Annotated in this window: 25 protein-coding genes and 1 riboswitch; of the genes, 16 read left to right on the top strand and 9 right to left on the bottom strand. The window is 57.5% G+C overall.

Going from position 1 to position 22,751, the window contains the following annotated elements; all coding sequences use genetic code 11:
• Positions 1–133: 133 nt before the first annotated feature.
• The 6 genes from cobO to V7Z75_RS06845 all read left to right on the top strand — a co-directional run bounded on the left by cobO (position 134) and on the right by V7Z75_RS06845 (position 5,479).
• The gene (cobO, locus tag V7Z75_RS06870) at positions 134–748 is read left to right on the top strand and encodes a cob(I)yrinic acid a,c-diamide adenosyltransferase (protein ID WP_334107890.1); all 615 of its coding nucleotides are present in this window, start codon (positions 134–136) and stop codon (positions 746–748) included.
• A gap of 95 nt (positions 749–843) precedes the next feature.
• Positions 844–1,078: riboswitch (cobalamin riboswitch) on the top strand.
• 250 nt (positions 1,079–1,328) lie between these two features.
• Positions 1,329–3,062, top strand: a complete 1,734-nt coding sequence (locus V7Z75_RS06865) for a TonB-dependent receptor domain-containing protein (RefSeq protein ID WP_334107889.1) — start codon at positions 1,329–1,331, stop codon at positions 3,060–3,062.
• A 139-nt stretch (positions 3,063–3,201) separates the two neighbouring features.
• Positions 3,202–3,780 carry a hypothetical protein gene (locus tag V7Z75_RS06860; protein ID WP_334107888.1) on the top strand — a complete coding sequence of 193 codons (579 nt, stop codon included), beginning with the start codon at positions 3,202–3,204 and terminating at the stop codon, positions 3,778–3,780.
• Positions 3,781–3,790: 10 nt separating this feature from the next.
• Complete coding sequence (locus V7Z75_RS06855; RefSeq protein WP_334107887.1) at positions 3,791–4,606, top strand: cobalamin-binding protein; 816 nt, start codon at positions 3,791–3,793, stop codon at positions 4,604–4,606.
• Between the two features lie 2 nt (positions 4,607–4,608).
• Positions 4,609–5,145 (top strand): bifunctional adenosylcobinamide kinase/adenosylcobinamide-phosphate guanylyltransferase, encoded by a 537-nt coding sequence (gene cobU / locus V7Z75_RS06850; protein ID WP_334107886.1) that lies wholly within the window; start codon positions 4,609–4,611, stop codon positions 5,143–5,145.
• 4 nt (positions 5,146–5,149) lie between these two features.
• The gene (locus tag V7Z75_RS06845; protein ID WP_334107885.1) at positions 5,150–5,479 is read left to right on the top strand and encodes an antibiotic biosynthesis monooxygenase; all 330 of its coding nucleotides are present in this window, start codon (positions 5,150–5,152) and stop codon (positions 5,477–5,479) included.
• Between the two features lies 1 nt (position 5,480).
• On the opposite strand, the gene V7Z75_RS06840 is transcribed toward V7Z75_RS06845, so the two are convergent.
• On the bottom strand, positions 5,481–6,113 hold the full coding sequence (locus V7Z75_RS06840; RefSeq protein WP_334107884.1) for a DUF4202 domain-containing protein: 633 nt from the start codon (positions 6,111–6,113) through the stop codon (positions 5,481–5,483).
• A gap of 123 nt (positions 6,114–6,236) precedes the next feature.
• On the opposite strand from V7Z75_RS06840, the gene V7Z75_RS06835 reads away from it, so the two are divergent.
• Positions 6,237–6,449 carry an RNA-binding S4 domain-containing protein gene (locus V7Z75_RS06835; protein WP_334107883.1) on the top strand — a complete coding sequence of 71 codons (213 nt, stop codon included), beginning with the start codon at positions 6,237–6,239 and terminating at the stop codon, positions 6,447–6,449.
• Between the two features lie 72 nt (positions 6,450–6,521).
• Here V7Z75_RS06835 and V7Z75_RS06830 read toward each other — a convergent pair whose 3' ends face one another.
• Both V7Z75_RS06830 and V7Z75_RS06825 read right to left on the bottom strand, forming a co-directional pair.
• A complete protein-coding gene (locus V7Z75_RS06830; RefSeq protein ID WP_334107882.1) occupies positions 6,522–7,412 on the bottom strand; it encodes a dienelactone hydrolase family protein in 891 nt (296 codons plus the stop codon).
• Between the two features lie 32 nt (positions 7,413–7,444).
• Entirely contained in the window at positions 7,445–8,053 is a 609-nt protein-coding gene (locus tag V7Z75_RS06825; RefSeq protein WP_334107881.1) for a hypothetical protein, read from the bottom strand.
• 292 nt (positions 8,054–8,345) lie between these two features.
• Between V7Z75_RS06825 and V7Z75_RS06820 the strand changes: the two genes are divergently transcribed.
• Positions 8,346–8,882 (top strand): YaeQ family protein, encoded by a 537-nt coding sequence (locus V7Z75_RS06820; RefSeq protein WP_334107880.1) that lies wholly within the window; start codon positions 8,346–8,348, stop codon positions 8,880–8,882.
• A gap of 50 nt (positions 8,883–8,932) precedes the next feature.
• Here V7Z75_RS06820 and V7Z75_RS06815 read toward each other — a convergent pair whose 3' ends face one another.
• A complete protein-coding gene (locus tag V7Z75_RS06815; RefSeq protein WP_334107879.1) occupies positions 8,933–9,394 on the bottom strand; it encodes a group II truncated hemoglobin in 462 nt (153 codons plus the stop codon).
• On the opposite strand from V7Z75_RS06815, the gene V7Z75_RS06810 reads away from it, so the two are divergent.
• A complete protein-coding gene (locus V7Z75_RS06810) occupies positions 9,393–9,605 on the top strand; it encodes a hypothetical protein (protein ID WP_334107878.1) in 213 nt (70 codons plus the stop codon). The genes V7Z75_RS06815 and V7Z75_RS06810 overlap by 2 nt on opposite strands.
• 93 nt (positions 9,606–9,698) lie before the next feature.
• Here the strand turns inward: V7Z75_RS06810 and V7Z75_RS06805 are convergent, their stop codons facing one another.
• Positions 9,699–10,190, bottom strand: coding sequence for an aminoacyl-tRNA deacylase (locus V7Z75_RS06805; protein WP_334107877.1), 492 nt, complete (start codon positions 10,188–10,190; stop codon positions 9,699–9,701).
• A gap of 215 nt (positions 10,191–10,405) precedes the next feature.
• On the opposite strand from V7Z75_RS06805, the gene V7Z75_RS06800 reads away from it, so the two are divergent.
• The 4 genes from V7Z75_RS06800 to rlmF are packed head-to-tail and all read left to right on the top strand — an operon-like array spanning position 10,406 to position 13,277.
• Complete coding sequence (locus V7Z75_RS06800; RefSeq protein ID WP_334107876.1) at positions 10,406–11,320, top strand: alpha/beta hydrolase; 915 nt, start codon at positions 10,406–10,408, stop codon at positions 11,318–11,320.
• Positions 11,321–11,342: 22 nt separating this feature from the next.
• Positions 11,343–11,960, top strand: a complete 618-nt coding sequence (locus V7Z75_RS06795) for an SAM-dependent methyltransferase (protein WP_334107875.1) — start codon at positions 11,343–11,345, stop codon at positions 11,958–11,960.
• Positions 11,954–12,244 (top strand): putative quinol monooxygenase, encoded by a 291-nt coding sequence (locus tag V7Z75_RS06790; protein ID WP_334107874.1) that lies wholly within the window; start codon positions 11,954–11,956, stop codon positions 12,242–12,244. Before V7Z75_RS06795 ends, V7Z75_RS06790 begins: the two co-directional genes overlap by 7 nt.
• 19 nt (positions 12,245–12,263) lie before the next feature.
• On the top strand, positions 12,264–13,277 hold the full coding sequence (gene rlmF / locus V7Z75_RS06785) for a 23S rRNA (adenine(1618)-N(6))-methyltransferase RlmF (protein ID WP_334108077.1): 1,014 nt from the start codon (positions 12,264–12,266) through the stop codon (positions 13,275–13,277).
• Positions 13,278–13,410: 133 nt separating this feature from the next.
• On the opposite strand, the gene V7Z75_RS06780 is transcribed toward rlmF, so the two are convergent.
• From V7Z75_RS06780 to V7Z75_RS06765, 4 genes are read right to left on the bottom strand one after another with little or no spacing between them, the layout of a single operon-like run.
• On the bottom strand, positions 13,411–14,535 hold the full coding sequence (locus V7Z75_RS06780) for an ABC transporter permease (RefSeq protein WP_334107873.1): 1,125 nt from the start codon (positions 14,533–14,535) through the stop codon (positions 13,411–13,413).
• 39 nt (positions 14,536–14,574) lie between these two features.
• Positions 14,575–17,340, bottom strand: coding sequence for a ribosome-associated ATPase/putative transporter RbbA (gene rbbA / locus V7Z75_RS06775; protein WP_442919891.1), 2,766 nt, complete (start codon positions 17,338–17,340; stop codon positions 14,575–14,577).
• Positions 17,337–18,407 (bottom strand): HlyD family secretion protein, encoded by a 1,071-nt coding sequence (locus tag V7Z75_RS06770; protein WP_334107872.1) that lies wholly within the window; start codon positions 18,405–18,407, stop codon positions 17,337–17,339. Before V7Z75_RS06770 ends, rbbA begins: the two co-directional genes overlap by 4 nt.
• Before the next feature lie 14 nt (positions 18,408–18,421).
• Positions 18,422–19,885, bottom strand: a complete 1,464-nt coding sequence (locus V7Z75_RS06765) for an efflux transporter outer membrane subunit (RefSeq protein WP_334107871.1) — start codon at positions 19,883–19,885, stop codon at positions 18,422–18,424.
• A gap of 186 nt (positions 19,886–20,071) precedes the next feature.
• On the opposite strand from V7Z75_RS06765, the gene V7Z75_RS06760 reads away from it, so the two are divergent.
• From V7Z75_RS06760 to xth, 3 genes are all read left to right on the top strand, one after another.
• On the top strand, positions 20,072–20,731 hold the full coding sequence (locus V7Z75_RS06760; RefSeq protein ID WP_334107870.1) for a CerR family C-terminal domain-containing protein: 660 nt from the start codon (positions 20,072–20,074) through the stop codon (positions 20,729–20,731).
• A 10-nt stretch (positions 20,732–20,741) separates the two neighbouring features.
• A complete protein-coding gene (locus V7Z75_RS06755; protein WP_334107869.1) occupies positions 20,742–21,746 on the top strand; it encodes an Lnb N-terminal periplasmic domain-containing protein in 1,005 nt (334 codons plus the stop codon).
• Positions 21,747–21,875: 129 nt separating this feature from the next.
• Entirely contained in the window at positions 21,876–22,640 is a 765-nt protein-coding gene (gene xth / locus V7Z75_RS06750; RefSeq protein WP_334107868.1) for an exodeoxyribonuclease III, read from the top strand.
• Positions 22,641–22,751 lie beyond the last annotated feature (111 nt).

Below are 22,751 nucleotides of genomic sequence, written 5' to 3'. Positions count from 1 at the left end.
ATCAATCCATGGTCAACTGCGCATAAGAATTTATGACGTGATTACAACACCTTATATCAAAAACCTGTTTTGCCATGTTAAGGTGCGCAACCTTGGAAATTTATCTATACAACCCTCACCCTAGACTAAGTCCATGACAGAACAGAACCCTTCGGACCGCAACCAGCGCCACGCCGAAAGAATGACGCGTCAGAAAGCCATTATCGATGCCAAGATTGCGGCTGCGCAGATCGAGCGTGGTTTGCTTCTGGTCAACACCGGTAACGGCAAGGGAAAGTCCACTGCAGCTTTCGGACTACTCGCCCGCGCGCTTGGGCATGGCATGAAGGCCGTGGTGGTGCAGTTCGTCAAAGGACGGTCGGATACTGGAGAAGAAGCCTTTTTCCGTCAACAGCCTAATGTGGCCTGGCATGTGATGGGTGAAGGCTTCACCTGGGAAACCCAGAACCGTGATCGCGACATTGCCGCTGCCAAGCAAGGCTGGCGCGAGGTCCAGGCAGCTCTACGGGATGCCAGTGTGGGCGTGGTCATTCTCGATGAGCTCAATATCGTCCTCAAATATCATTATCTGGATCTGCAGGAAGTGCTTGCCGACATTGCAGCGCGTCCTGCGATGCAGCATGTAGTGGTTACCGGACGCGGCGCACTGCCTGAGCTGATTGCCCAGGCTGATACCGTGAGCGAAATGACATTGGTCAAGCACGCGTTCAATAGTGGAGTGCAGGCCATGCCTGGTGTGGAATGGTAGGGCCGTCTTAGTCAGAATTTTCCTGCTGGTGAATGGCTGCTGATGAGGCAGCCCGCCTCTATCGCTCACGTTCATTCCTGGGCCAATTCAAGTATAATGCGCGCCAGTTGTCAGGTGCCTGACCATCTGCTGCAAGGCGGGTGCAAGGGTGAAACTGGGAAGCAGGTGCGTTTTTTGATGCAAAACAATGCCTGCGCTGCCCCCGCAACGGTAAGCGAGTCATGTCTGCCACGATGCCACTGTGACAAAACACAAGTCATGGGAAGGCGGGAGACATCTGAGTGATCTTAACTCGCAAGCCCGGAGACCGGCCTGATACAAACATTGGAAAACCGCGGGGTGACGGTCTGTAATTCCTGGCAATTCCATTGCCCGGCATCATTGCCATTTTTCTTTGGTTTTCCTGAATTTTGTCCTGCATGCGGGGCCGCATGCACTTCAAGGAAGCCACATGAAAAAACTTACTATTGCGAGCCTGGTCAGTCTCGCTTTTCCCGCTGTTGTCTGGGCGGAGCCTGTCGTGACGCTGGATGAGGATGTCGTCGTCACTGCCAGCCGAATTCCGCAAGAACGCAAAGCCGTGATCGGCGATGTCAGCGTCATCGAAACCGCCGATATTGCGCGCGCGGGTCAGAGCACGTTGCTGGAATTGCTGCAAACCCAGCCTGGCATTGAAATTTCCCATAATGGTGGCGCTGGCAAGAGTGGCTTCTTATTTATGCGTGGCACCAATTCCAACCATGTCATTGTGTTAGTCGATGGTATACGTATCAATTCCGGGACAGATGGCACAACCGCTTTAGAGAATATTCCTGCTGCCCAAATTGAGCGTGTTGAAATCCTGCGCGGCCCGGCTTCCAGCCTATACGGTCAAGATGCCATTGGCGGTGTAATCCAGATTTTCACTAAACAGGGCAAAGGTGCGCCGCGCTTCTATGCTTCTGCTGGTTATGGTTCCTATAACACCAAAACTGCAGATGCTGGTTTCAGTGGTCGCGTAGGCGATACTAGCTTTGCACTGAATGTTTCTAGCTATGATACTGATGGTTTTTCCGCACTGAGAACCCATAGCTCTTGGCGTAAAGATCATGACGGCTATCGTAACCTTGCTGTGAATGGTTCACTGAGCTATCAGATTGTTTCTGGCCACAGTGTGGGTATCCAGTTTTTTTCCAGCGAAGGCCATAACCGCTATGACAACCTATTCAGCTCGGTACCTTTTTCCAATCACAATATGACAAGACAACTTGGCTATTCCATTTTCAGTCGCAACCAGTTTACCGAGAGCTGGCATTCGACCATCCGCATAGGTGAGGGCCGTAACGATGCTACAGACTATGATGCGGATTATGGCAAAACCTACTTTGATACCAAGCAACGTCAGATCTCTTGGCAGAATGATATTACTTTGCCTATGGGCACTCTGACCTTGTTATATGACAGGCTGGAACAGCGACTGGATTCCACCACTCAATATGACAAAACCAGCCGCGATAATGATGGTTATGCCGCGATTTACTCGCTGAGCCAAGGCGCGCATTCCGCACAACTCAGTTATCGCGTTGATCATAACTCGCAATACGGTACTAACGATACCGGCAATATTGGGTATGGCTACCAGATCAGCGATGCATGGCAAGTGACTGCCAATTATGGCAGTGCTTTCCGCGCTCCATCCTTCAACCAGCTATACTGGCCTGCGCATCCCATTTTTGGAAGAAGCAGCAATCCCAATCTTGAGCCAGAAAAGTCGGATAGTGTGGAAGCCAGTGTGCGTTACAACGACAAACAGACCAGTTTTTCTGCCACGGTTTATGAAAACAGGGTACGTAATCTGATTGTCTATGACTCAGCTATATTTGCCTCCAACAATATTGATCGCGCCAAAATTCAAGGCCTGACATTAGCGGGTAGTCATCAGTGGAATGCCTGGACATTACGCGGTAATGTAGATATTCAATCTCCACGTAATGATGAAAACGATAAGTTGTTGCAATTGCGCGCCAACCGTCATGGCAGCCTGAACCTGTCTTATCAGTTGGACAAACTGCGCATAGGCGGTGAAGTGGTGAGTTCTTCCGCAAGATATAACGATGTGGCGAATACTGTTCGACTGGGGGGATACACCTTATTCAATATGGTGGCCGAGTATCAGGTCAACCCTGAATGGAGACTGCTAGCACGAGCTAACAACATCTTCGATAAGAATTATGCATTAGCCAAGATTGTTGATACGATGAATAACATTGCTGAATACTACAATACCCCCGGCTCCAACGTATTCTTCAGCGTCAGTTACACGCCTCAACCATAAGCCGTTACCGGCATTTGCCCGGAAAGAGCTTGAATAGTAAACAGTCTGGCCGGCTTTTTGCCGGCGGGCTGTTTTCTTATTCTGGGCAGGCGTGCGGTGTTATCATCTTGGCTTTATATCTACATATTTTATTTTCGATATGAATATCCAATCCAATCGACATTTCCTGTTGCAACAGGGCGGCATTGCCATGCTGCTGTTTTTCTTCATGCTGCTCACGCGTGGCGGCCATGCAATGACCAGTGTGGCTTTGCCGGATGCCAGCCTGGCGGTATTTCTGCTGGGTGGCATGTTGTTGTGGCGTGCTGGTTGGTTTGTGCTGTTCTTCATCATTGCCGCCATTATTGATTTCGGCGCTGCCGCGCTGGATCCCTATCAGGGTTTTTGCCTCACGGATGGCTATTGGGGCCTGATTCTGGCCTATGGCGCGATGTGGCTGGGCGGACGCTGGCTGAGCAAGCAGCCGGATGCTTTTTCTCTCGTGCGCTATGTGCCGGTTACGCTGGTAACCACTGTGATGGCGTTCGTGATTTCCACCCAGACCTATTACCTGTTCTCGGGCCGGTTCCCCAATAATGGGCTGCACGAGACTATACAGCATGGCTGGAATTACCTACCGGTCTACCTGGGCTATTCCATGATGTATTTCGCCATCGTTTGGGCTGGCGTGCATCTGTTCCGCTACATCCGCGCGCACCGCGCCAAGGCAAACGCCTGAAATATCGGTAATGAAAGGCCCGCAACGCATTGCCTGCCTGACGGCGGAAACCACGGAAGTGCTGTACCTGCTGGGAGAGCAATCCCGTATTGTCGGCATTTCCGGCTTTACTACCCGTCCGGCAATCGCCCGCAAGGAAAAGCCCCGGATATCGGCATTCAGCACGGCCAATATCGACAAGATTCTTGCATTGCGGCCCGACCTGGTGCTGGCGTTTTCTGATCTGCAGACCAATATCGTTGCCGAGCTGGTGCGGATTGGGGTGGAAGTGCATGTGTTCAATCAGCGTTCGGTGCAAGGCGTTCTGGACATGATTGCCACGCTGGGCGCATTGACGCATGCCAATGACCGTGCGGCTGCCTTGATCGAAAGCCTGCAACAGACCATGCGCCAGGTGGCAGACACTGCCAGCTACCTGCCTCGAGCGCCCAGGGTCTATTTCGAAGAATGGAATGAACCGTTGATCAGCGGTGTTCAGTGGGTGGGCGAGCTGATAGAAATTGCTGGCGGGACGGATTGCTTTGCCGAACTGTCAGCCTTCAAGTCCGCCAAGGACCGCATTATTGCCGATCCTGCCATAGTCATCCAGAAGCAGCCAGATATCATTATTGGTTCCTGGTGCGGCAAGAAATTCCAGCCGGAGCAGGTGCTGGCGAGGCCGGGCTGGGATGCTATCCCTGCTGTGCAAGCCGGGCAGATATATGAAATCAATGCCGATGATATCCTGCAGCCCGGCCCTTCTCTCATACAGCATGGCTTGAAGCAGTTGCAAACCATCATCCAGCGCTGGGGCGTGCAGCAGGCGCACAGCAAGCACTGGAGTTGAACATGAACGCACATGACCACCACCTGATTCTTGGCGGCGCACGCTCGGGCAAGAGTGCCTACGCGGAAAAACTTGCCAGCGAAAGTGGGCTGGAAGTCATTTATATCGCCACCGCGCAGGTATATGACAGCGAATTCGGCAAACGTGTCAGTCATCACCAACAACGCCGTCCGGTGCACTGGCAGACCGTGGAAGTGCCGCACAAGCTGGCGGAAACACTCCAAGCGCAAGCTGCGCCTGGGCGCTGCTTGTTAGTGGACTGCCTGACCTTGTGGCTGGCGCAATGCATCTGCCCGGAGTGCGCACCGCCGGAAGGCGTGGATTGGCAGGCAGAGCGCAGCGCCTTGCTGGAAGCATTGCCTGGCCTGCCGGGAAAAATACTGTTTGTCAGCAATGAAGTCGGCATGGGCATCGTGCCGCTGGGGGAAATCAACCGCCAGTTCCAGGATGAAGCCGGGCGGCTCAACCAGGCGGTGGCTTCACTCTGCAATAAGGTCAGCTTTATTGCGGCTGGCTTGCCGTTGGCCTTGAAAGAATAAGGGGATGTTTTCTGCCACCTTTATTTTTGAGAAAAAGCAACTTGATGAGCGTTTTCATTGGCTGGATGAGGAAATAGCTATTTTTGCGCGACAAACTACCGGCTATGCCGGGGAAGAGGCTTGGGAAAATCCACAGAATGGGCGTATCTGTACCGTGTATTACTGGACGGAAATGACCGGCCTGCATGAACTCATGCAACACCCTAAGCATCTTGAAGCCAAAGCCGCGCAGGGTGCGTGGCTAAATGGCTACCAAGTGGTCATTTCCCAAGTGGTGCGTGCCTACAATGACAACACGCTGGAGCATCCGCTCAAAGACTGGAAAGTCGACTGATTCAACCGGCGGTGGGTATCCATCCGCCTTCTGTCATGACTTCCTGAATCAATGGCACCAAAGCTTGCGGTAGCTTTATCTGCGTCAATAAGGCTTGATGCCCGGCTGGTGAAACCTTGCGCAAGGTCTTGTGCAGAATATCTTTCCATTTGGCTACATCGTATTCAGGATGCTGGCCGACAAATTCTTCCAGATAGTGCTCGACAAACACCATTACGATCACATCTTCCAATAGCTGCATCTCGGCATTTGCCAGCGGCGCATCCTTGCTGACCAGCGCCGCTACGCTGTCCATGGTTTCAGTGTCGTATCCGGCCTGCTGCATGATCTCGCGCGCCACTTGGGCGTGATATTCCTTGAGCTTGCGCCGCCATTGATGATAGCCGGGCTTGGTCATCGGGTAAGCTTCGCGCGGCAGGGTCCAGCGCTCGATATGCTGGCAGCGTGCTGCCAGTTGCACAGCCTCGGATGCCTGTGGCGCATAGCGTTGCAGCATCTCCGACATGCGTTGCGCATAAGCCAGCTCTTTGGGAACAGCAATGCCATTGACGAGCGACTGGTTGGGATCCCTGGCGTTACGCGCGTCAAATGCGGCAATTGCCTGGGAAAAACGAGGCTCTGTTTGTGGAAGCATCTGCATATCGCACCTGAACAAATGAATGTGACAACATTTTACGCGAAAGCACCCTTGCCCTCATTTCTTGCCCCGATAAAACATGGTCTAATCGCGGGCATTCAATCATCACAGAGATAAACCATGGAATTTACGTTACGCGGTGACTATATCGAGCTTTGCAACCTGCTCAAACTTGTGGGTATCGCTGATTCGGGCGGCCGGGGCAAGGCCATGGTGGCGGAAGGACTGGTGCAGGTGGATGGCCAGCCGGAAACGCGCAAGACTGCCAAAATTCGTGCCGGGCAGATGGTGGAATGCATGGGGCAGACTATTACGGTGCAGGGACAAGAGTAGCAACTCTAATAGTGTGTGCTCATGCGTAACCCCCCCCACGCCTGGCATGCAACGCCCAAACAACGCGGATGATCAAGGCCGCAAATACTGGTTGAAGAAGGCCATGGTGCGTTGCCAGGCGAGCGTTGCTGCGGCTTCGTCGTAACGCGGCGTTGTATCGTTGTTGAAGGCATGCTGCACGCCGGGATAGATATAGGCCTGGTAATTCACCCCCGCAGCCTTGAGCGCTTGCTCATAGGCAGGCCAGCCTGATGTGATGCGCTCATCCAGTTCTGCCAGATGCACCAGCAAGGGTGCCTTGATCTTTGCTGCAGCCTCGGCGTTTGGGTGCGCGCCATAGAATGCCACGGCAGCATCCAGTTCGGGTAGCCTGGTTGCCAGGAAATTGGCGATACCGCCGCCATAGCAGAAACCGACCACGCCTAACTTGCCGTTGCCCTCGTGCAATTGTTTGAGCGCTATTGCAGCGGCAACAAAATCCTCACGCGTTTTTTCCTGGTCAAGCTTGGCAAACAATGCCCGCGCTGCATCCTCATCGCCCGGGTATCCGCCCAAGGGAGCCAGTGCATCTGGCGCAAAGGCGATAAAGCCATCCAGCGCAATGCGCCGGGCAATATCCTGGATATGCGGATTCAAACCACGGTTTTCATGCACCACCATCACTATTGGCAGGCGGCCCGTGGCATTGGCAGGTTTGACCAGATAACCTTTCACTGTCCCGTTTCCTTGTGGGAAAGGAAACTCAAGCCACGCTGCCTGCAGGCGTTTATCGTCAGGCGATACCTGTTCCGCCAATGCAAATTGCGGGGACAAGGCGGCGAGTAGCCCTTCCGCAGTCAACCCCGCCACGGCAAACTTTGCCACCCGGCTCAGAAAATCCCGGCGACTGATTTCTCCATGGGTATATTCGTCATAGGCCTGCATTACTTCGGAATCAAAATCTTGAATCGTCTTGCGTTGCATTGTTTTCTCCTGATGTCTGGGGTGGCAAAGGATTATTCGCGCCTGGCGGCAATATTCCTGCAATCTCCCGCAACCAATGGCGTATTGCCGGAACCTGGCCGGAGCATCACGCCGCTGCTGACGCCATTGGACGCCACGCAAGCCTGGAAACCCACGCGGGTGCTTCGCGGTGCTGCTGTATTGACCAACGCCTCGCGCTGCTCGTCCGATAAAGCTAACGGGCCGTGCTCGGACAGAAATTGATCATAAGAAGGGTAAACGCCATGAATTGCATGGAAATTTTTCAGCTTATCAAGCAGTTCTTGCGCAATACGGTCTGTATTGACTGGGCCATGTTGCTGCAAGGCTAACGCTTCAATCGCCTCTTCCTGTTTCTGCTGCTCTACCTTGCCTTTTGATACATAACTGGCGCTGACCAGGAATAGTGCCAGCAAAATGGTGTAGACCAGGTTGATGCCGATGGCGAGGATAGCGAATAAGTTCCTCTGCCCAACGGTGCGCGATTTGAGAAGCGCAAATATCCCCACCAGCACACCGAGCAAAGGCACACAAAATACAGACAGCAGCAAGGCAATGATGCCGGGTTTCTTGCCTGGGTCATTACCTTGGTTAGTGTCTAACGTTTTTTCTGTGGATGCCATGATTACCATGCCCAATCATTGAATCAAAGTGAGATTAAACCACGGCAGGCAGGCAATGTGTCTCGCTTCCATGTATTCAGGAGATGGGAAGCACAAGAATGTATCCTGCGACTCCTGTCAGTTGGTATGAGGTGAACCAATGAATACCAATCCCGTCAGGCAGCTTTGCATCTCGATGAGGGTGTTGCACCCACTTGCCCAGGCATTGCCAGTCTTACTTCAAGTTAGTATGGTGGTTCGCTACAAACATGCGTTAAGCTCTGCAACTTGATTGATTTTCCCAGGGTATTCCATGGCGCTCAAATCCACCGTATTCAAGACCAGCCTGCAGATTGCAGATATGGAGCGACATTATTATCAAGATCATGCGCTGACGTTGGCGCGGCATCCTTCGGAAACCGATGAGCGCATGATGGTGCGCTTGCTCGCATTTGCCTTGCATGCGCATGAGATGCTGGCGTTCGGGCAGGGCATGACGGATGACGATGAGGCCGACCTCTGGCGCAAGGACTTTACCGGCAAGATCGAGCAATGGATAGACGTGGGTTTGCCGGATGAAAGGCTGATCCGCAAGGCCAGCGGGCGCGCGGATGAGGTGATTGTCTATGCGTATGGCGGACGCACGGCGGAGATGTGGTTTGAGCAGAACAGCAGTGGGTTGGCGCGGCTGAGGAATGTGCGCATATTCAACCTGCCGCAAGAACAGACCAAGGCGCTGGCTGAACTGGCGCAGCGCACGATGGCGCTGCAATGCACCATTCAGGACGGTCAGCTTTGGATCAGCGATGGCGAGCGCAGCATGGAAGTGGCATGTGAGCAGTGGAAATAAACCAGCCGCGTGATGTTTTCATGCCCCATCCAGCGTTTGCTGGAGCTGTCTTAATCCTTGTTTTTCAACTGGAAGGCAACGCGCGTGAAGTGGGTCATCAGATCGTCTTTCACGTCTGCTGGCAAACCCACACGATCAATGGCGGTTAGCATGCACTCCAGCCATGAATCGCGGGCGGCTGCGTCGATTTCCACATGAACATGCATTTGGCGGACGTTGGAGTGCTTGTATTTTTCGATATAAAGCTGAGGGCCGCCAAAAAAACCGGACAGGAAGTTGAATTGCTCGATACGGGAATGCGCAACGCCATGGCCTTTGAGGTGCAGGATATGCAAATTGCGCCCCAGTGGCTCGAATTCAATGATGTCGTAAAACGTCTCGATCAGCTTGCGCAACCCTTCTTCGCCACCGACCCGGTTGTAAAGCGTCTCTGGTTTCTGTGTTGGAAGGCTGGAATGCTTAGCCACATGGCTGCCGACTGAATGTTCAACTTTGGTACTGGCGGAGTTCATGAGTATCTCCCAAGGCTGGTTAAGATGCATGCTGGATGCAAGATTAAAGCGAATTTTTCTTGTATGTCAACAAAAATTATCTGTATGCATCATTGGCTCAGGTTCGGGTATGGCGGTGACGTTGCAATGGATATTGTCGATGCTTGCAGATGATGTAAATCCGGGACCCCTTGATACTCATTTTATCTGTGAGCGTCAAACGGATGGCTAACAGCATACTCAGCCTGATTCCCGTCTGGACTGCGCCATTGCCCGGTGGGATAAGCAATAGGAGTTGTCAGCGGTATCATCAACCGCTTTTGAATTACGCCTTGGAAAAATTTCCCTGCTCTGCATCGCCCAGCACCCGCAGCAGGTCAGTGCCTTTCAGCGCCAGAGCATAGCCCAGCACGCCGCTGCCGATCACCACGGTTTCAAAATCTTTCACGCTATTGTCCACCAGTACCTTGAGCTCTGCGGGCAATGCAATTGGCGGTACGGCGCCGACGATATAGCCTGTCGCTTCGGGCACTTCGTCATATTCCGCCATGCGCAGTTTGCGTTCATTGAGGTGGTTGCGCAGGATCGCCCAGTCCGCCCGTCCGCCGCCTGCGACGGCAAGCATGATGAATTGCTCGGAGCCAGTGCGAAACAATACGCTGCGCACTACCGATTTCGGATCCAGTCCCTGGCTCTGCAATAGCTCTTCCAGGTTGCGGATCGGTTTCTTGTCTTCGCTCAACGGGATTTCAATCACGGTGAACGGGATGGACTGGGAGTTCAGGAGGTCGGTAACGGGAGAGACGAGTGCAGTCATGATGATCCTTGATCTTGAGTTTGATGGTAGGAATTTACTCTATTTTTGCGGATTGTTGGTTCCATGCGCTCTAGTTAGCTATGGCGAATGAGGTATGATGGAATGTGTTGCGGCATTGTTGATGGCAGATGTATATCCTCGCCCAATTCCAAAATAGTCCTGTCATGCGCGTTTATGTAGGTTCTTTTTTTATCGCTATTTGCCTGATGTTATCCATGCAAAGCCGCGTATATGCGGCTTTGGAGGAATCCGTCGTGCGATTGCAAACCGCCAACGGCGTTCTCGATGGAACATTGCTGGTGCCCGAAGCAAAGCGAGGCATGCCGGTGGTCCTCCTGGTAGCAGGGTCTGGCCCAACAGATAGGAACGGCAACCAGCCCGGCCTGCATCACAACGCCTTGTTGCAGTTGTCCGATGCGTTGGCGCAGTATGGGATTGCGAGTTTGCGCTACGATAAGCGCGGCGTGGGCCAGAGCATGAGCGCCGCGCCGAGGGAAGAGGATTTGCGTTTTGAGCAATATGCTGCCGACGTGCGGGACTGGGTGAAATGGCTTGCGCGGGACAAGCGCTTTGGCAAGGTCACCGTGATCGGCCACAGCGAGGGGTCGCTGCTCGGCATGCTGGCTGCGCGGCAGGCCAAGGTGGCGAACTTTGTTTCGATTGCCGGGCCGGGCCGGCCCGCTGACCAATTGCTGCAGATGCAATTGGCTACCCAGCCTGCCGAGATACAGTCCATGGCATTGCCGGTGATCGAGAGGCTGAAGCAGGGCAAGACGGTAGACCCGGTGTACCCTGCCTTGCAGGCATTGTTCCGGCCCAGCGTGCAGCCGTACCTGATTTCGTGGTTCAAGTACGATCCGGCTAAAGAAATTGCCAAATTAAAGATGCCAATATTGGTGGTGCAGGGCACAGCGGATATTCAGGTGGATGCAGAGGATGCATGGTTATTGGGGGCGGCGAATCAAAGGGCGACAGTGATTTCGATTGATGGCATGAACCATATTTTCAAGAGATCGGTAGCGGATCGTGCGCAGAACTGGAATACCTATACCCAGCCGGAGCTGCCTGTCATGCCAGAGCTGCTTGCGGTGCTGGCGCGGTTCATCCGCCAGGACGGCAAACTGGATTAGCAATAGCGCTGGAGCAATTACCATGTGGGACGAACGATACGGCACCGAGGATTATGCTTACGGCAAGGCCGCGAATACTTTTCTTGCGGAGCATTTCCGCGCCATTCCCCAGGGCCGGGTGCTGAGCATTGCCGAGGGTGAAGGACGCAATGCGGTATTCCTGGCTAGGTATGGATACGCCGTGACCGCGGTGGACAGTTCCGCCGTCGGGCTGGAAAAGGCCGGGAAGCTTGCCAGGGAGAATGGCGTCGAGATTGAATGCATCCATGCCGACCTCGCCAGTTTCGATTTCGGCGAGCAGCAATGGGACGGCATCGTCTCGATTTTCTGTCCCATGCCGTCGGCCTTGAAGGCCGTTGTCTTTCCCAAGATCGTCAAGGGGCTAAAGCCCGGCGGGGTATTCCTGCTGGAGGCCTACACGCCTGGGCAGTTGGAATACGGCACCGGCGGCGGCAAGGATGCGGACGCAATGATGACCCAAGCCATACTGAGCCGCGAATTGCATGGATTCGTTTTCCAGTGGCTGCAGGAAGTGGAGCGCGAGGTGGTGGAAGGCGCTTACCATACCGGGCTGGCCTCGGTGGTGCAGGCGATAGCCGCCAAACCAAACAAAGTGGGAAGGAACGAGTTGCCATGTTGAAAGTGATCGCGCAGGATTTTATCAAGCCGGAATATATTGACCTGGTAGCGCCGCTTTATGCGGAGCTGGTCGAGAAGACACGGCAGGAACCGTTATGCATTGCGTACGACCTGTTCACCGACCAGAAAGACCCTGGGCATTTCATCTTTGTCGAGGAGTGGCCTGACCAGGCGGCGTTGGACATTCATTGCCAGACCGAGCATTTCCGGCGGCTGGTGCCGGCCATCAACCAGTACCGGCGGCAGGAAGGGATATTCCTGCTCATGGATGCGTTCGCAAGATAGCGCGTTCATTAACCAGCCCATGATCAAGCGTTCCGTCCCGGACGAGAAATCCGGCCTGCATCCGCGCAACCGGCACCGCCAGCGCTACGATTTTGCGTTGCTGGTCGAAGCCCATCCAGCCCTGGCCGCGTTTGTCAGGCTCAATCAATATCAGGATGCCAGCATCGACTTTGCTGATGCGCAGGCGGTCAAGACCTTGAACCAGGCCTTGCTCAAGCATTACTACGGCATTGCGGAATGGGACATCCCACCGCAATTTCTCTGTCCGCCGATTCCCGGCCGCGCGGATTATGTGCATTGCCTGGCAGACCTGCTGGCCGCAGGCAATGACGGGAACATGCCATACGGCGGCAACGTCAGGGTGCTGGATATCGGCACAGGCGCCAACCTGGTGTATCCCATCGTCGGTCAGAGAGAATATGGCTGGCATTTCGTCGGTACCGACATCAATACCGAGGCGCTGGAGAATGCGCAAGTGATCGTGGCAGCCAATCCTGGCCTTGCCGATGCGGTCGAATTGCGCTTGCAGCGCAACGCAGGGGCGGTGTTCTCAGGGGTGGTGCAAGAAAATGAGCGTTTCGACCTGACCATGTGCAACCCGCCGTTCCATGCATCGCAGGCGGCGGCCATGGCGGGGACGCAGCGCAAGTGGCATAACCTGGAGCGCAGCCGCGGCAAGCCTGCGGGCAAAGGCATGCAACCTGCCAGACCAAGCCGTAAGTCAAGCGATCAGCCAGGCAACCGACTCAATTTTGGCGGGCAGGCCGCCGAGCTGTATTGCGAAGGCGGCGAAGAGGCGTTCATCAGCCGTATGGTCAAGGAAAGCGCGGCGGTGGGCGTGCAATGCCTCTGGTTTACTACGCTGGTATCCAAGGCCGCGACGTTGCCGGCGGTATACCGCAGCCTGAGGGCGGCGGGTGCGTACAAGGTGAAGACAATCGACATGGCACAGGGGCAGAAGAAAAGCCGTTTCGTCGCCTGGACGTTTCACGACAAAGCCGGCCAGCGCGCATGGAGCCGCGAGCGTTGGTAGACGGTATCACCATAATCTACTAGAACGGCTAACAAAACTCAGCGAAGCGCTCCTGGCTAGGCGCTCTGCCGCAGGCAGTACAATGAGTACGACAAGGCAGGGCAACAACGCCAGGAGAGTTTTGTTAGTCGTTCTAAGCCATGCGTCTGATCGTATTGCGGAAACGCGTCAGCGAGACGATGAACAGCACGGTGCCGATCAGCAACAGTGCCAGGAAAGAACCCCAGACCACATCCAGCCCGGCGCCGCGGAACAAGATCGCCTGTCCCAGTTCCACGAAGTGGGTGGTCGGTGCCAGCAGCATGATGTTCTGCACGAATTCCGGCATGCTTTCGCGCGGCGTGAGACCGCCGGACAGCATTTGCAACGGCAGCAGGGTCAGGATCAACAGCATGCCGAACTGCGGCATGTTGCGCGCCAGCGTCGCCATGAAGATGCCCATGGAGGTGGTGGCGAACAAATGCAGGGTGGCGCCCAGCAGGAACAGGCCGATCGAGCCCTGGATGGGCACCTTCAGCAAGCCTTCGACGACGAACAGCAGGGAGCAGGTCGAGGCCACCAGCACTACCAAGGCCATCGACCAGACTTTGGCCAGCATGATCTCGGTCGGCGTGACCGGCATCACCAATAAGTGTTCGATGGTGCCATGCTCGCGCTCGCGGATCAGCGCCGCGCCGGTAAGGATGATGGAGAGCATGGTGATGTTGTTGATGATTTCGTTCATGGCGCCAAACCATGATTGGATCAGGCTGGGGTTGAAGCGCATGCGCAACGCCAGCTCGATGGGGAGCTCGGTGACACTGCGATAGCGCTGTACGAATTCGTTGACCTCGGTGAGCACGATTTCCTGGATGTAGCGGTTGCCGGAAAACGCTTGCGACATGCGGGTGGCGTCGACGTTGAGCTGCAGCGCGGGCGATTTGCCGGCCAGCACGTCGCGCTGGAAATCGGGCGGGATATGCAGGGCGAACGTGTAGTCGCCGGCATCCATGCCCGGGTCGATCTGGCTTTGCGTGATCAGCGGCGGTGTGGAAAAGTGCGGCGGGTAGAACGCGGAGATGATGCGCGCGGACAAGGGCGAGGCATCCTCGTCGACGATGGCGATCGGGGCCTTGTGCAGGGTTTCCGGCACTGCGGTGGCCGAGCTGTAGATCATGAGCGTGAAGGTGTAGCCGATCAGCACCAGCATGATCGGGTCGCGGATCAGGCTCCAGAGCTCCTTGACCCCTAGCCGGTAGATGTTGGCTAAATGGCGCATGGGGCAATGCTCTCGAATGGAATCAGGCGGCGCTTCATGTCATTTATCCTGTTTCTTCAGCAGGAGGATGGTCGTCACCAGGACCACGGGAATGGCGACCAACAGCGGCCAGAACGAGGCGTGCAGGTCGGAGAAATCCAGCGCCTTGCTGAACACACCGCGCGTGATGATCAGCATGTAGGTGGTCGGATAGATCTCGCCGACGATGCGGCCCGCGCCTTCCAGCGACGAGACCGGGTTGAGCATGCCGGCGAACTGCACCGCCGGGACGATGGAGGCGATCATGGTGAAAAACAGCGCGGCAATCTGGCTGCGGGTGAAGGTGGAAGCGAGCAGGCCGATGCCGGTGGCCACGATGCAATAGAGGAAGGCCGCCAGCACCAGCGTGGCGAAGCTGCCCTTGACCGGCACGTCGAACACGGTCACGGCGAGCAATACCATCAGCAGGAAATTCAGCATGGCGAGCGCGACATAGGGCAATTGCTTGCCGAGCAGGAATTCGGTGCGGGTCACCGGCGTCACATAGAGGTTGATGATGGAGCCCAGCTCCTTCTCGCGCACCACGGAGAGGGCGGACAGCATCGCGGGCAGCATGAGCAGCAGCAGCGGGATCACCGCGGGAACCATCGCGGGCAGGCTGCGCACGTCGGGATTGTAGCGGTAGCGCGTCTCTATGGTGGCCGCGCTCGCGACCGTGACGCCCAGGCGCTCCTGCGCCTGTTGCTGCAGCCATTGCTGGTGCATGCCTTGCACATAGCCCTGCACCGTCTCGGCGCGCTGCGGCATGGCGCCGTTCACCCAGGCGCCGATTTCGGCCCGGCTGCCGCGCTGCACGTCGCGGGCGAATCCCGGCGGTATCTCGATGGCGAGGGAAAGTTCGCCGCTGCGCATGCGCTGGTCCAGCTCCTGGTAGTCCCGGATCGGCGGCTTTTCAATAAAGTAGCGCGAGCCGGACAGGTTGAGCGCATAGTTCTGGCTCAGCGTGGTCTGGTCGCGGTCCAGCACGGCATAGGTCAGGTCCTCGACGTCCATGCTGATGCCGAAGCCCATGACGAACATGAGCAGCATCGAGCCCGCCAGGGCGAGGCCGCCGCGTACCGGGTCGCGCTGCAGCTCCAGCATTTCGCGCCAGAGGTAGCTGAACATGCGGTTGAGGCTGAAAAACCGGCGCGGGGCCTGGTGGTTGCCTTGCGCGATATCCGGCGTTGAATGATTGGTTTGCCGGGCGGGGTCGGTACTGGCGTCAGTGCCGCCGCCGGCTTCCACCAGGTAGTCGATGAAGGCCTGCTCCAGCGTATCGGCGTTGCGCTGCGCGACGATGTTGGCAGGCGTGTCGCTGACCAGCACCTTGCCTGCATGCATCAGCGACATGCGGTCGCAGCGCTCGGCCTCGTTCATGAAATGGGTGGAGATGAAGATGGTGACCCGGTCGCGGCGCGACAGCTCGATCAACAGGCGCCAGAAATTGTCGCGGGCGACCGGGTCGACGCCGGAGGTCGGCTCGTCGAGGATCAGCAGCTCGGGCTTGTGTACCATGGCGACGGCCAGCGAAAGGCGCTGGCGAATGCCGAGCGGCAGGCCGTCCGGCAGGCTGTCGAGCGCTTCTTCCAGGTCGAAGCGCTGCACCATTTCATCCACGCGGGCGGGAATGTCCGCTTCCGGCACGTGGAACAGGCGGGCATGCAGCACCAGGTTCTGCCGCACGGTCAGCTCGGTATAGAGCGAAAACGCCTGCGACATGTAGCCGACGCGGCGGCGGGTATCGATATCCCTGGGATCGATTTCGTGCCCGAACAGCCAGGCCTGCCCTTCGCTGGCGGGCAGCAGGCCGGTGAGCATTTTCATGGTGGTGGACTTGCCGCAGCCGTTAGAGCCTAGAAAGCCGAAAATCTCGCCGCGGCGGATGCGGAAGCTGACATGGTCGACGGCGACGAAATCACCGAAACGCATGGTGAGGTCCTTGGCCTCGATGGCGATGTCCGTGTCGCTGCCGTCGCCCTCGGGCAACGGCGGAATCGTGACTTCCTCGTGGCCCTGCTTCTTTTCTTCCGGCAGCAGCGCGATGAACGCGGTTTCGAGGGAGCTGGAGCCCGTGCGTTCAAGCAGTTCCTGCGGCGTGCCCGTCGCCAACACCTGGCCGTCATCCATCGCCACCAGCCAGTCGAAGCGCTGCGCCTCGTCCATGTAGGCGGTGGCGACGATGACGCTCATGCTGTTTCTTTCCTGGCGGATGCGTTCTATCAGATCCCAGAACTGGGCGCGGGCGAGCGGGTCGACGCCGGTGGTGGGCTCGTCGAGGATCAGCAGGTCGGGGTCGTGGATCAATGCGCAGCACAGGCCCAGCTTCTGTTTCATGCCGCCGGAAAGCTTGCCCGCCGGGCGGTCGAGGAACTTCTGCAGGCCGGTGCTGCGCGTGAGGTCGTCGATGCGCCGCCTGCGCTCCTGCGCGTCATGGCCGAACAGGCGGCCGAAGAACTGCAGGTTTTCCTCCACCGACAATGTCGGGTAGAGGTTCTTGCCCAGGCCTTGCGGCATGTAGGCGATGCGCGGGCAGACGTCGTCTCGGTGCTGCTTGCTGGACATATCGCCGCCCAGCGCCTCCACCTTGCCCGCCTGCACCGCCCTTGCGCCCGCCACCAGCGACAGCAGGCTGGACTTGCCGACGCCGTCCGGGCCTATCATGCCCACCATGCAGCCGGCCGGAATATCGAGGCTGATGCCGTCCAGCGCCGTGATCTTGCAGTAATGCAGGCTGACGTCCTGCAAGCGGACCACAGGCGCCGTCTGCTGCCGGGTGTCGCTCACTCTGGTACTTTCACCGCCAGTTCAGCCGGCCATTCTGCCTGGTTGTCCACCTTGACCCAGGCCACGCCGGGCAGGCCGGTCTTGACCAGTTTCAGGTGTTTCTGCAACAGCTCGCGGTCTATCTGCGCCTTGACGCGGAACATCAGTTTCTGCCGCTCGCTCTCGGTTTCCACCGTCTTGGGCGTGAATTGCGCGGTGCTGGCGACAAAGGAAATCGTGGCAGGGATGACGTACTGCGGCGCGGCATCGAGGATGATGCGCGCCTCTGCGCCCATCGCCAGCTTGCCTGCGGCGGCTTCTGGCAGGAAGAAGGTCATGTAGACGTCCGAGAGGTCGACCAGGTTGAGCACCTTGCCTCCGCCGGCAAGCACTTCGCCCGGCTGCGCCACGCGATACTGCACGCGGCCGGCGCGGGGCGAGGTGAGCTGGCTGTCGGTAATGTCGGCCTCGATGCGGGCGATGGTGGCTTCCGCCGCCGCCACGGTCGAGCTGGCGCCTATCACCTGTGCCTTGGCCGCATCGATGGCGGCCTGCGATGCGGCGACTTGCGCCTTGGCGGCCTCGACGGCGGCCTGTGCGCTGCGCACCCTGGCGCGGTCGTCATCCAGTTCCTGGATGGAGGAAGCGCCTTCGGCCGAGAGCGTCTCGGAACGCGCCAGGCGGCGCTGGGCGGCGTCTAGCTCGCTCTCGCGCTGTGTCACCAGCGCTTGCGTGGCGCGCTTGTCGCTTTCGCGCAAGGCGACCTGCGCCTGAGCGGCCACCACGCTGTTGAGCGCCTGCTGGTGCTGTGCACGCGCTTCATCGCGCTGCGCATCCAGCACTTGCACCTGCATGTTGGCAAGCGGTTGCCCCTTCTCGACGAAATCGCCCTCGTTGACCAGAATTTCGTCGACGCGGCCTGCCAGCTTGGTGGCGACATCGATTTCTATGGCTTCTATCCGTCCGTTGCCGCTGGCGAGGCCTTCGGTGTTGCTGTTGCCGTTCATGGCCTGCCAGGCATAAAAGCCGCCGGCGGCCAATGCGGCAATGATCACGAGCGGGGCGAATTTCTTGATTGTTGGGTTCATATGGCGTGATCCGTTCAATTGGCGGGCTGCCGGCTGATGGGAGTGATGGGCGAGGATGCGGCAATGGATTGCGATCCGCCGCCCAGCGCAGTATACAGGCTGACCTGGCTGGAGAAGAGTGCGCGCTGCATTTGCACCAGTTGCTGTTCAACGTCCAGCAGGCTGCGCTCGGCGTCCAGCACTTCGAAATACGAGGTGGCGCCATGGTCGTAGCGCAGCTTGGCGAGGCGGGCGCGTTCCGCCTGGGCATCCAGCATCTCCTGCTGGCTGACCAGTTGCTGCCGTATGCCGTGCTGGGCGGCCAGGGCGTCCGCCACCTCGCGGAATGCGGCCTGGATGGTTTGCTCGTAGCTGGTCACGGCCAGGTCGCGCCTGACCTCGGCGAACTCGAGGTTGGAGCGGTTGCGCCAGCCGTCGAAAATCGGCAGTGAAACGCTGGGGGCGAAGCTCCAGGCATGGCTGCCTGCGTCGAACAGTCCATTCAACTCGCGGCTGGCGGTGCCGAGCGAGGTGGTCAGCGTGACGCGCGGGAAGAACGCCGCGCGCGCCGCGCCTATATTGGCGTTGGCCGATTTGAGAAGGTGTTCCGCGGCAATGATGTCCGGGCGTTGCGTCAGTACTTCGGAAGCCAGTCCCGGCTTGAGCTGGTGCAGCATCTTCGTCTCGGAGAAGGCATGGCCGGCCGGAGCGAGCTCGACGGGCTTGCCCACCAGCAAGGTGAGCGCGTTGAGCTCGGTGGCGCGGGATTGCTGTAATTGGTAGAGCAGCGTCTGCGCCTGGGCGAGCAGCGCCTGTACTTGCTTCAGGTCGAGCTTGGAGGTGGAGCCGACATCGAACCTGCGCTGGAAAATCCGTACCGATTCCTGGCGGCTTTCTATGGTTTTCTCGGCAATCAGGATGCGCTGGTCCAGCTCGCGCAGGTTGAGGTAGCTGTTCGCCACCTGCGCCACCAGTGAGATGGCGGAAGCGCGTTGCGAAGACTCGGCGGCGAGGAAGGTTTCGAGCGCGGCATCCCTGAGGCTGCGGATGCGTCCCCAGAAATCCAGCTCCCAGTTGCTGATGCCGAACCCCGCGCGGTATTCGCTCAGGACCATGGGCCGCCCGATCAGGCTCATGTCCTCCGGCGTGCGCGAGCGGGCGAAGCTGCCCTGTGCGTTGAGGCCGGGGAATAAGTCAGCCCGTTGCACGCCATACAGTGCCCGCGCGCCTTCAACGCGCTGAATCGCGCTGCGCAGGTCGCGGTTGTTCGCCAGCGCATCGCCGATCAGGCCTTGCAAGGTGGCGTCGGCGAAATAGTCCTGCCAGGCCAGGCTGGCTACATCGGTGCCCGTGTCGGCGCCGGCCTGGGGGAAATGTTCCGCCACCGGCGCGGCCGGCCGTTCATAATCGGGCGCCATGGATTTGCAGCCCGCGAGCGCGAGGCATAAGGCGGCAATTGCGAGCTGCCAGTGCTGATGCCTGCTCCGTGGTTGCGGCAAAGAGGTGGGTGTTTTCATTGTTGTCGTATCTCGCTAGCCTGGGCAAGAAAGCTTTGCCTACCCTGATACAAGTAATTTCTAAACTCAACAATGGTTACTTTACTCTAGTTTCAATTACAATTGAAACTGTTTTTGCCAGGCTGCACCTTGGTTCAGTGCAGCGGCCAACCATTAATCGGGCACAACATGAATGCTTCTTCCCAATTAAGCCAACCGTTAGCGGGCCGTGAAATCCGCTCCGACGGACTTGCCACGCGCAAGCTGCTTTTGCAGTCCGCGGGCGAGATTTTCGCCGAGCGCGGCTACAGCGACACCACGAGCAAGGAAATCTGCGAGCGCGCCAATGCCACCGTGGGCTCGGTGAACTACCATTTCGGCAGCAAGGCGGGCCTGTATCATGAAATATTGACTGACGTGACGCAGTATATCCTGCGCATGGAAATGCTGGAGGCGATTGCGGCCAGCCAGCGCCCGGCCAGGGAGAAGCTGGAGCGGATACTGGACATGGTGCTGGTGGCGCAGGCCTCGCAGGATTGGCAGATACGGCTGTTCTTCCGCGAACTGACTTCGCCTTCGTCCGAGTTCATCGATTTCCTCAGGCTGGATACGTCTCCCAAGACCGGCATCGTCAAGCAGATATTGGGCGAGATCGTGGGAGCGCCGGCTGATTCCGCTGTGGTGGACCGTTGCCTGCTGAGCATGTTTTCCTTGTGCTCGTTCCCCTATATGACGGACCCGCGCGTGCTGGAACATTGCGTTGCCCCCGTTTCGTGCGCGGCGGCGCCATTGCACCAGCATATCAAGCGCTTCATCCTGGCCGGGCTGGATGCGATTGCGGCACGCTAGCTGATTTTCCATGAATTTTTCCATACGCCGCTGTTTGCACGTTTTCAACCGCCTCCTGCTAAGCGCAGCGTTTGTGCTGAGCGCCGGCTGGGGCGCGTTTGCCCTTTTTTACCAGTTTCCTTTACCGGTATTGAAAACGCTGGCGGTTGCCGGATGGCTGGGTGCCGCCGGATTGAGCGTGTTCGTGGGGCGGCGGCATGGCGTCCTGCGCGGCAGCCTGCTTTATATGGTGATGTTTGCCTTGCTGCTGGGCTGGTGGCTGAGCCTCAAGCCTTCCAATACGCGCGAGTGGGCCGAAGATGTCGCCGAGACCACGACCGCCGTCCGCCATGGCGACTTCGTCACGTTCAGCCACGTGCGCAATTTCGACTGGCGCAGCGAGACCGACTACACCCCGCGCTGGGAACAGCGCCAGTACGACCTCGGCCAGCTTCGCAGCGTGGATATGCTGCTTTCCTACTGGACCGGCCCGGCGATCGCCCACACCCTGGTGTCGTTCGGATTCACCGACGGCCGCCAACTGGTATTCTCGGTGGAAATCCGCAAGGAGCGTCATGAAGCCTTTTCCGAAATCGGCGGCTTCTTCAAGGAGTTCGAGACCAGCCTGATCGTGGCCGACGAGCGCGACATCGTGCGTGTGCGCACCAATATCCGCGGCGAGGACGTATACCTCTACCGCATCGACATGCCGCAGGATGCGATGCGCGAGCTCTTCCTGGCCTATGCCGACGAGGCGAACCAACTGGCGGCCAAGCCGCGTTTCTACCATACGGTGACCGCCAACTGCACCACGGTGGTCTATGAAATGGTGCGCAAGATCATCCCGGGATTGCCCATGGACTACCGCCTGCTGTTGTCCGGCTACCTGCCTGAATACCTGTACGGCATCGGCGGCCTGGATAAGCGCTTCTCCCTGGAGGCATTGCGCCAAAACGGAAGGATTACCGACAAGGCCAAAGCAGCAGGCCTGGACCCAGATTTCTCCCGCTTGATCCGCAGCAATATACCGGATTGATTTTGCTATCGCTGCTTTGTGCCTGCCGGTTTGATAATGCATGGCAGCAAGACAATGTCTTGGGTTGCGGGATAATTTGCCAGCAGTGATACACTCGGGGATTGACCAATTTCCCCGACACATTGCTTTATGAAACTCGCCACCTGGAACGTCAATTCCCTCAATGTCCGCCTGCCGCACGTGCTGGACTGGATCGCTACTGAAAAACCGGACGTGCTCTGCCTGCAGGAAACCAAGCAGGAGGACAGCAAGTTTCCCTATGACGCATTGAAGGAAGCAGGCTACAACGCCGTGCATAGCGGACAGAAAACCTATAATGGCGTGGCAATTCTCAGCCCGCATGCGATCGAGGATGTGATGTTCGGCATCCCCGGGTTGAATGATGAGCAGAAGCGGCTGTTGGCCGCCACGATCAATGGCATCAGGATAGTATGCGCTTACATCCCGAACGGGCAGAGCCTGGACTCGGACAAATACCAATACAAGCTGGGATGGCTGGAAGCGCTGACGGCCTATCTCAAAGCCGAACTCGCCGCCCACCCGAAACTGGCCTTGTTGGGCGACTACAACATCGCCCCGGAAGACCTCGACGTGCATGACCCGGCGGCATGGGTGGGCCAAGTACTGGTGAGCGAGCCTGAGCGCGCGGCGTTCCGCGCCATAGCAGCCTTGGGCCTGCATGACGGTTTCCGCTTGTTCGAGCAGGAGCCGGCCAGCTTCAGCTGGTGGGATTACCGCATGGCGGGTTTCCGCCGCAACCTCGGGCTGCGCATCGATCATATCCTGGTTAGTGATGCATTAAAAAGCGAATGCCTGCGTTGCTGGATAGACAAGGGACCACGCAAGCTGGAGCGCCCGTCCGACCATACGCCGGTGGTTCTGGAGTTGGCTTGAGGTAATCCACTGTATTTACTGGAATAGTCCAAAGAGACTAAAGCCAGGGTTTGAAATTGCTTGTAGACTTTGACTCAGTATTTCACTGGGTCAAATTTTTAAATATAAAAG

It is taken from the genome of Methylobacillus sp., assembly GCF_036844465.1.
Classification (GTDB): Bacteria; Pseudomonadota; Gammaproteobacteria; order Burkholderiales; family Methylophilaceae; genus Methylobacillus.
This window is presented reverse-complemented; position numbering and strand designations above follow the sequence as displayed.

Bases quoted from the DNA above. Each gene is read 5' to 3' on its own strand.
- cobO (WP_334107890.1), top strand. From the start codon at position 134: ATGACAGAACAGAACCCTTCGGACCGCAACCAGCGCCACGCCGAAAGA.
- V7Z75_RS06860 (WP_334107888.1), top strand. From the start codon at position 3,202: ATGAATATCCAATCCAATCGACATTTCCTGTTGCAACAGGGCGGCATT.
- V7Z75_RS06855 (WP_334107887.1), top strand. From the start codon at position 3,791: ATGAAAGGCCCGCAACGCATTGCCTGCCTGACGGCGGAAACCACGGAA.
- cobU (WP_334107886.1), top strand. From the start codon at position 4,609: ATGAACGCACATGACCACCACCTGATTCTTGGCGGCGCACGCTCGGGC.
- V7Z75_RS06845 (WP_334107885.1), top strand. From the start codon at position 5,150: ATGTTTTCTGCCACCTTTATTTTTGAGAAAAAGCAACTTGATGAGCGT.
- V7Z75_RS06840 (WP_334107884.1), bottom strand. From the start codon at position 6,113: ATGCTTCCACAAACAGAGCCTCGTTTTTCCCAGGCAATTGCCGCATTT.
- V7Z75_RS06835 (WP_334107883.1), top strand. From the start codon at position 6,237: ATGGAATTTACGTTACGCGGTGACTATATCGAGCTTTGCAACCTGCTC.
- V7Z75_RS06830 (WP_334107882.1), bottom strand. From the start codon at position 7,412: ATGCAACGCAAGACGATTCAAGATTTTGATTCCGAAGTAATGCAGGCC.
- V7Z75_RS06825 (WP_334107881.1), bottom strand. From the start codon at position 8,053: ATGGCATCCACAGAAAAAACGTTAGACACTAACCAAGGTAATGACCCA.
- V7Z75_RS06820 (WP_334107880.1), top strand. From the start codon at position 8,346: ATGGCGCTCAAATCCACCGTATTCAAGACCAGCCTGCAGATTGCAGAT.
- V7Z75_RS06810 (WP_334107878.1), top strand. From the start codon at position 9,393: ATGAGTATCTCCCAAGGCTGGTTAAGATGCATGCTGGATGCAAGATTA.
- V7Z75_RS06815 (WP_334107879.1), bottom strand. From the start codon at position 9,394: ATGAACTCCGCCAGTACCAAAGTTGAACATTCAGTCGGCAGCCATGTG.
- V7Z75_RS06805 (WP_334107877.1), bottom strand. From the start codon at position 10,190: ATGACTGCACTCGTCTCTCCCGTTACCGACCTCCTGAACTCCCAGTCC.
- V7Z75_RS06800 (WP_334107876.1), top strand. From the start codon at position 10,406: ATGCAAAGCCGCGTATATGCGGCTTTGGAGGAATCCGTCGTGCGATTG.
- V7Z75_RS06795 (WP_334107875.1), top strand. From the start codon at position 11,343: ATGTGGGACGAACGATACGGCACCGAGGATTATGCTTACGGCAAGGCC.
- V7Z75_RS06790 (WP_334107874.1), top strand. From the start codon at position 11,954: ATGTTGAAAGTGATCGCGCAGGATTTTATCAAGCCGGAATATATTGAC.
- rlmF (WP_334108077.1), top strand. From the start codon at position 12,264: ATGATCAAGCGTTCCGTCCCGGACGAGAAATCCGGCCTGCATCCGCGC.
- V7Z75_RS06780 (WP_334107873.1), bottom strand. From the start codon at position 14,535: ATGCGCCATTTAGCCAACATCTACCGGCTAGGGGTCAAGGAGCTCTGG.
- V7Z75_RS06770 (WP_334107872.1), bottom strand. From the start codon at position 18,407: ATGAACCCAACAATCAAGAAATTCGCCCCGCTCGTGATCATTGCCGCA.
- V7Z75_RS06760 (WP_334107870.1), top strand. From the start codon at position 20,072: ATGAATGCTTCTTCCCAATTAAGCCAACCGTTAGCGGGCCGTGAAATC.
- V7Z75_RS06755 (WP_334107869.1), top strand. From the start codon at position 20,742: ATGAATTTTTCCATACGCCGCTGTTTGCACGTTTTCAACCGCCTCCTG.
- xth (WP_334107868.1), top strand. From the start codon at position 21,876: ATGAAACTCGCCACCTGGAACGTCAATTCCCTCAATGTCCGCCTGCCG.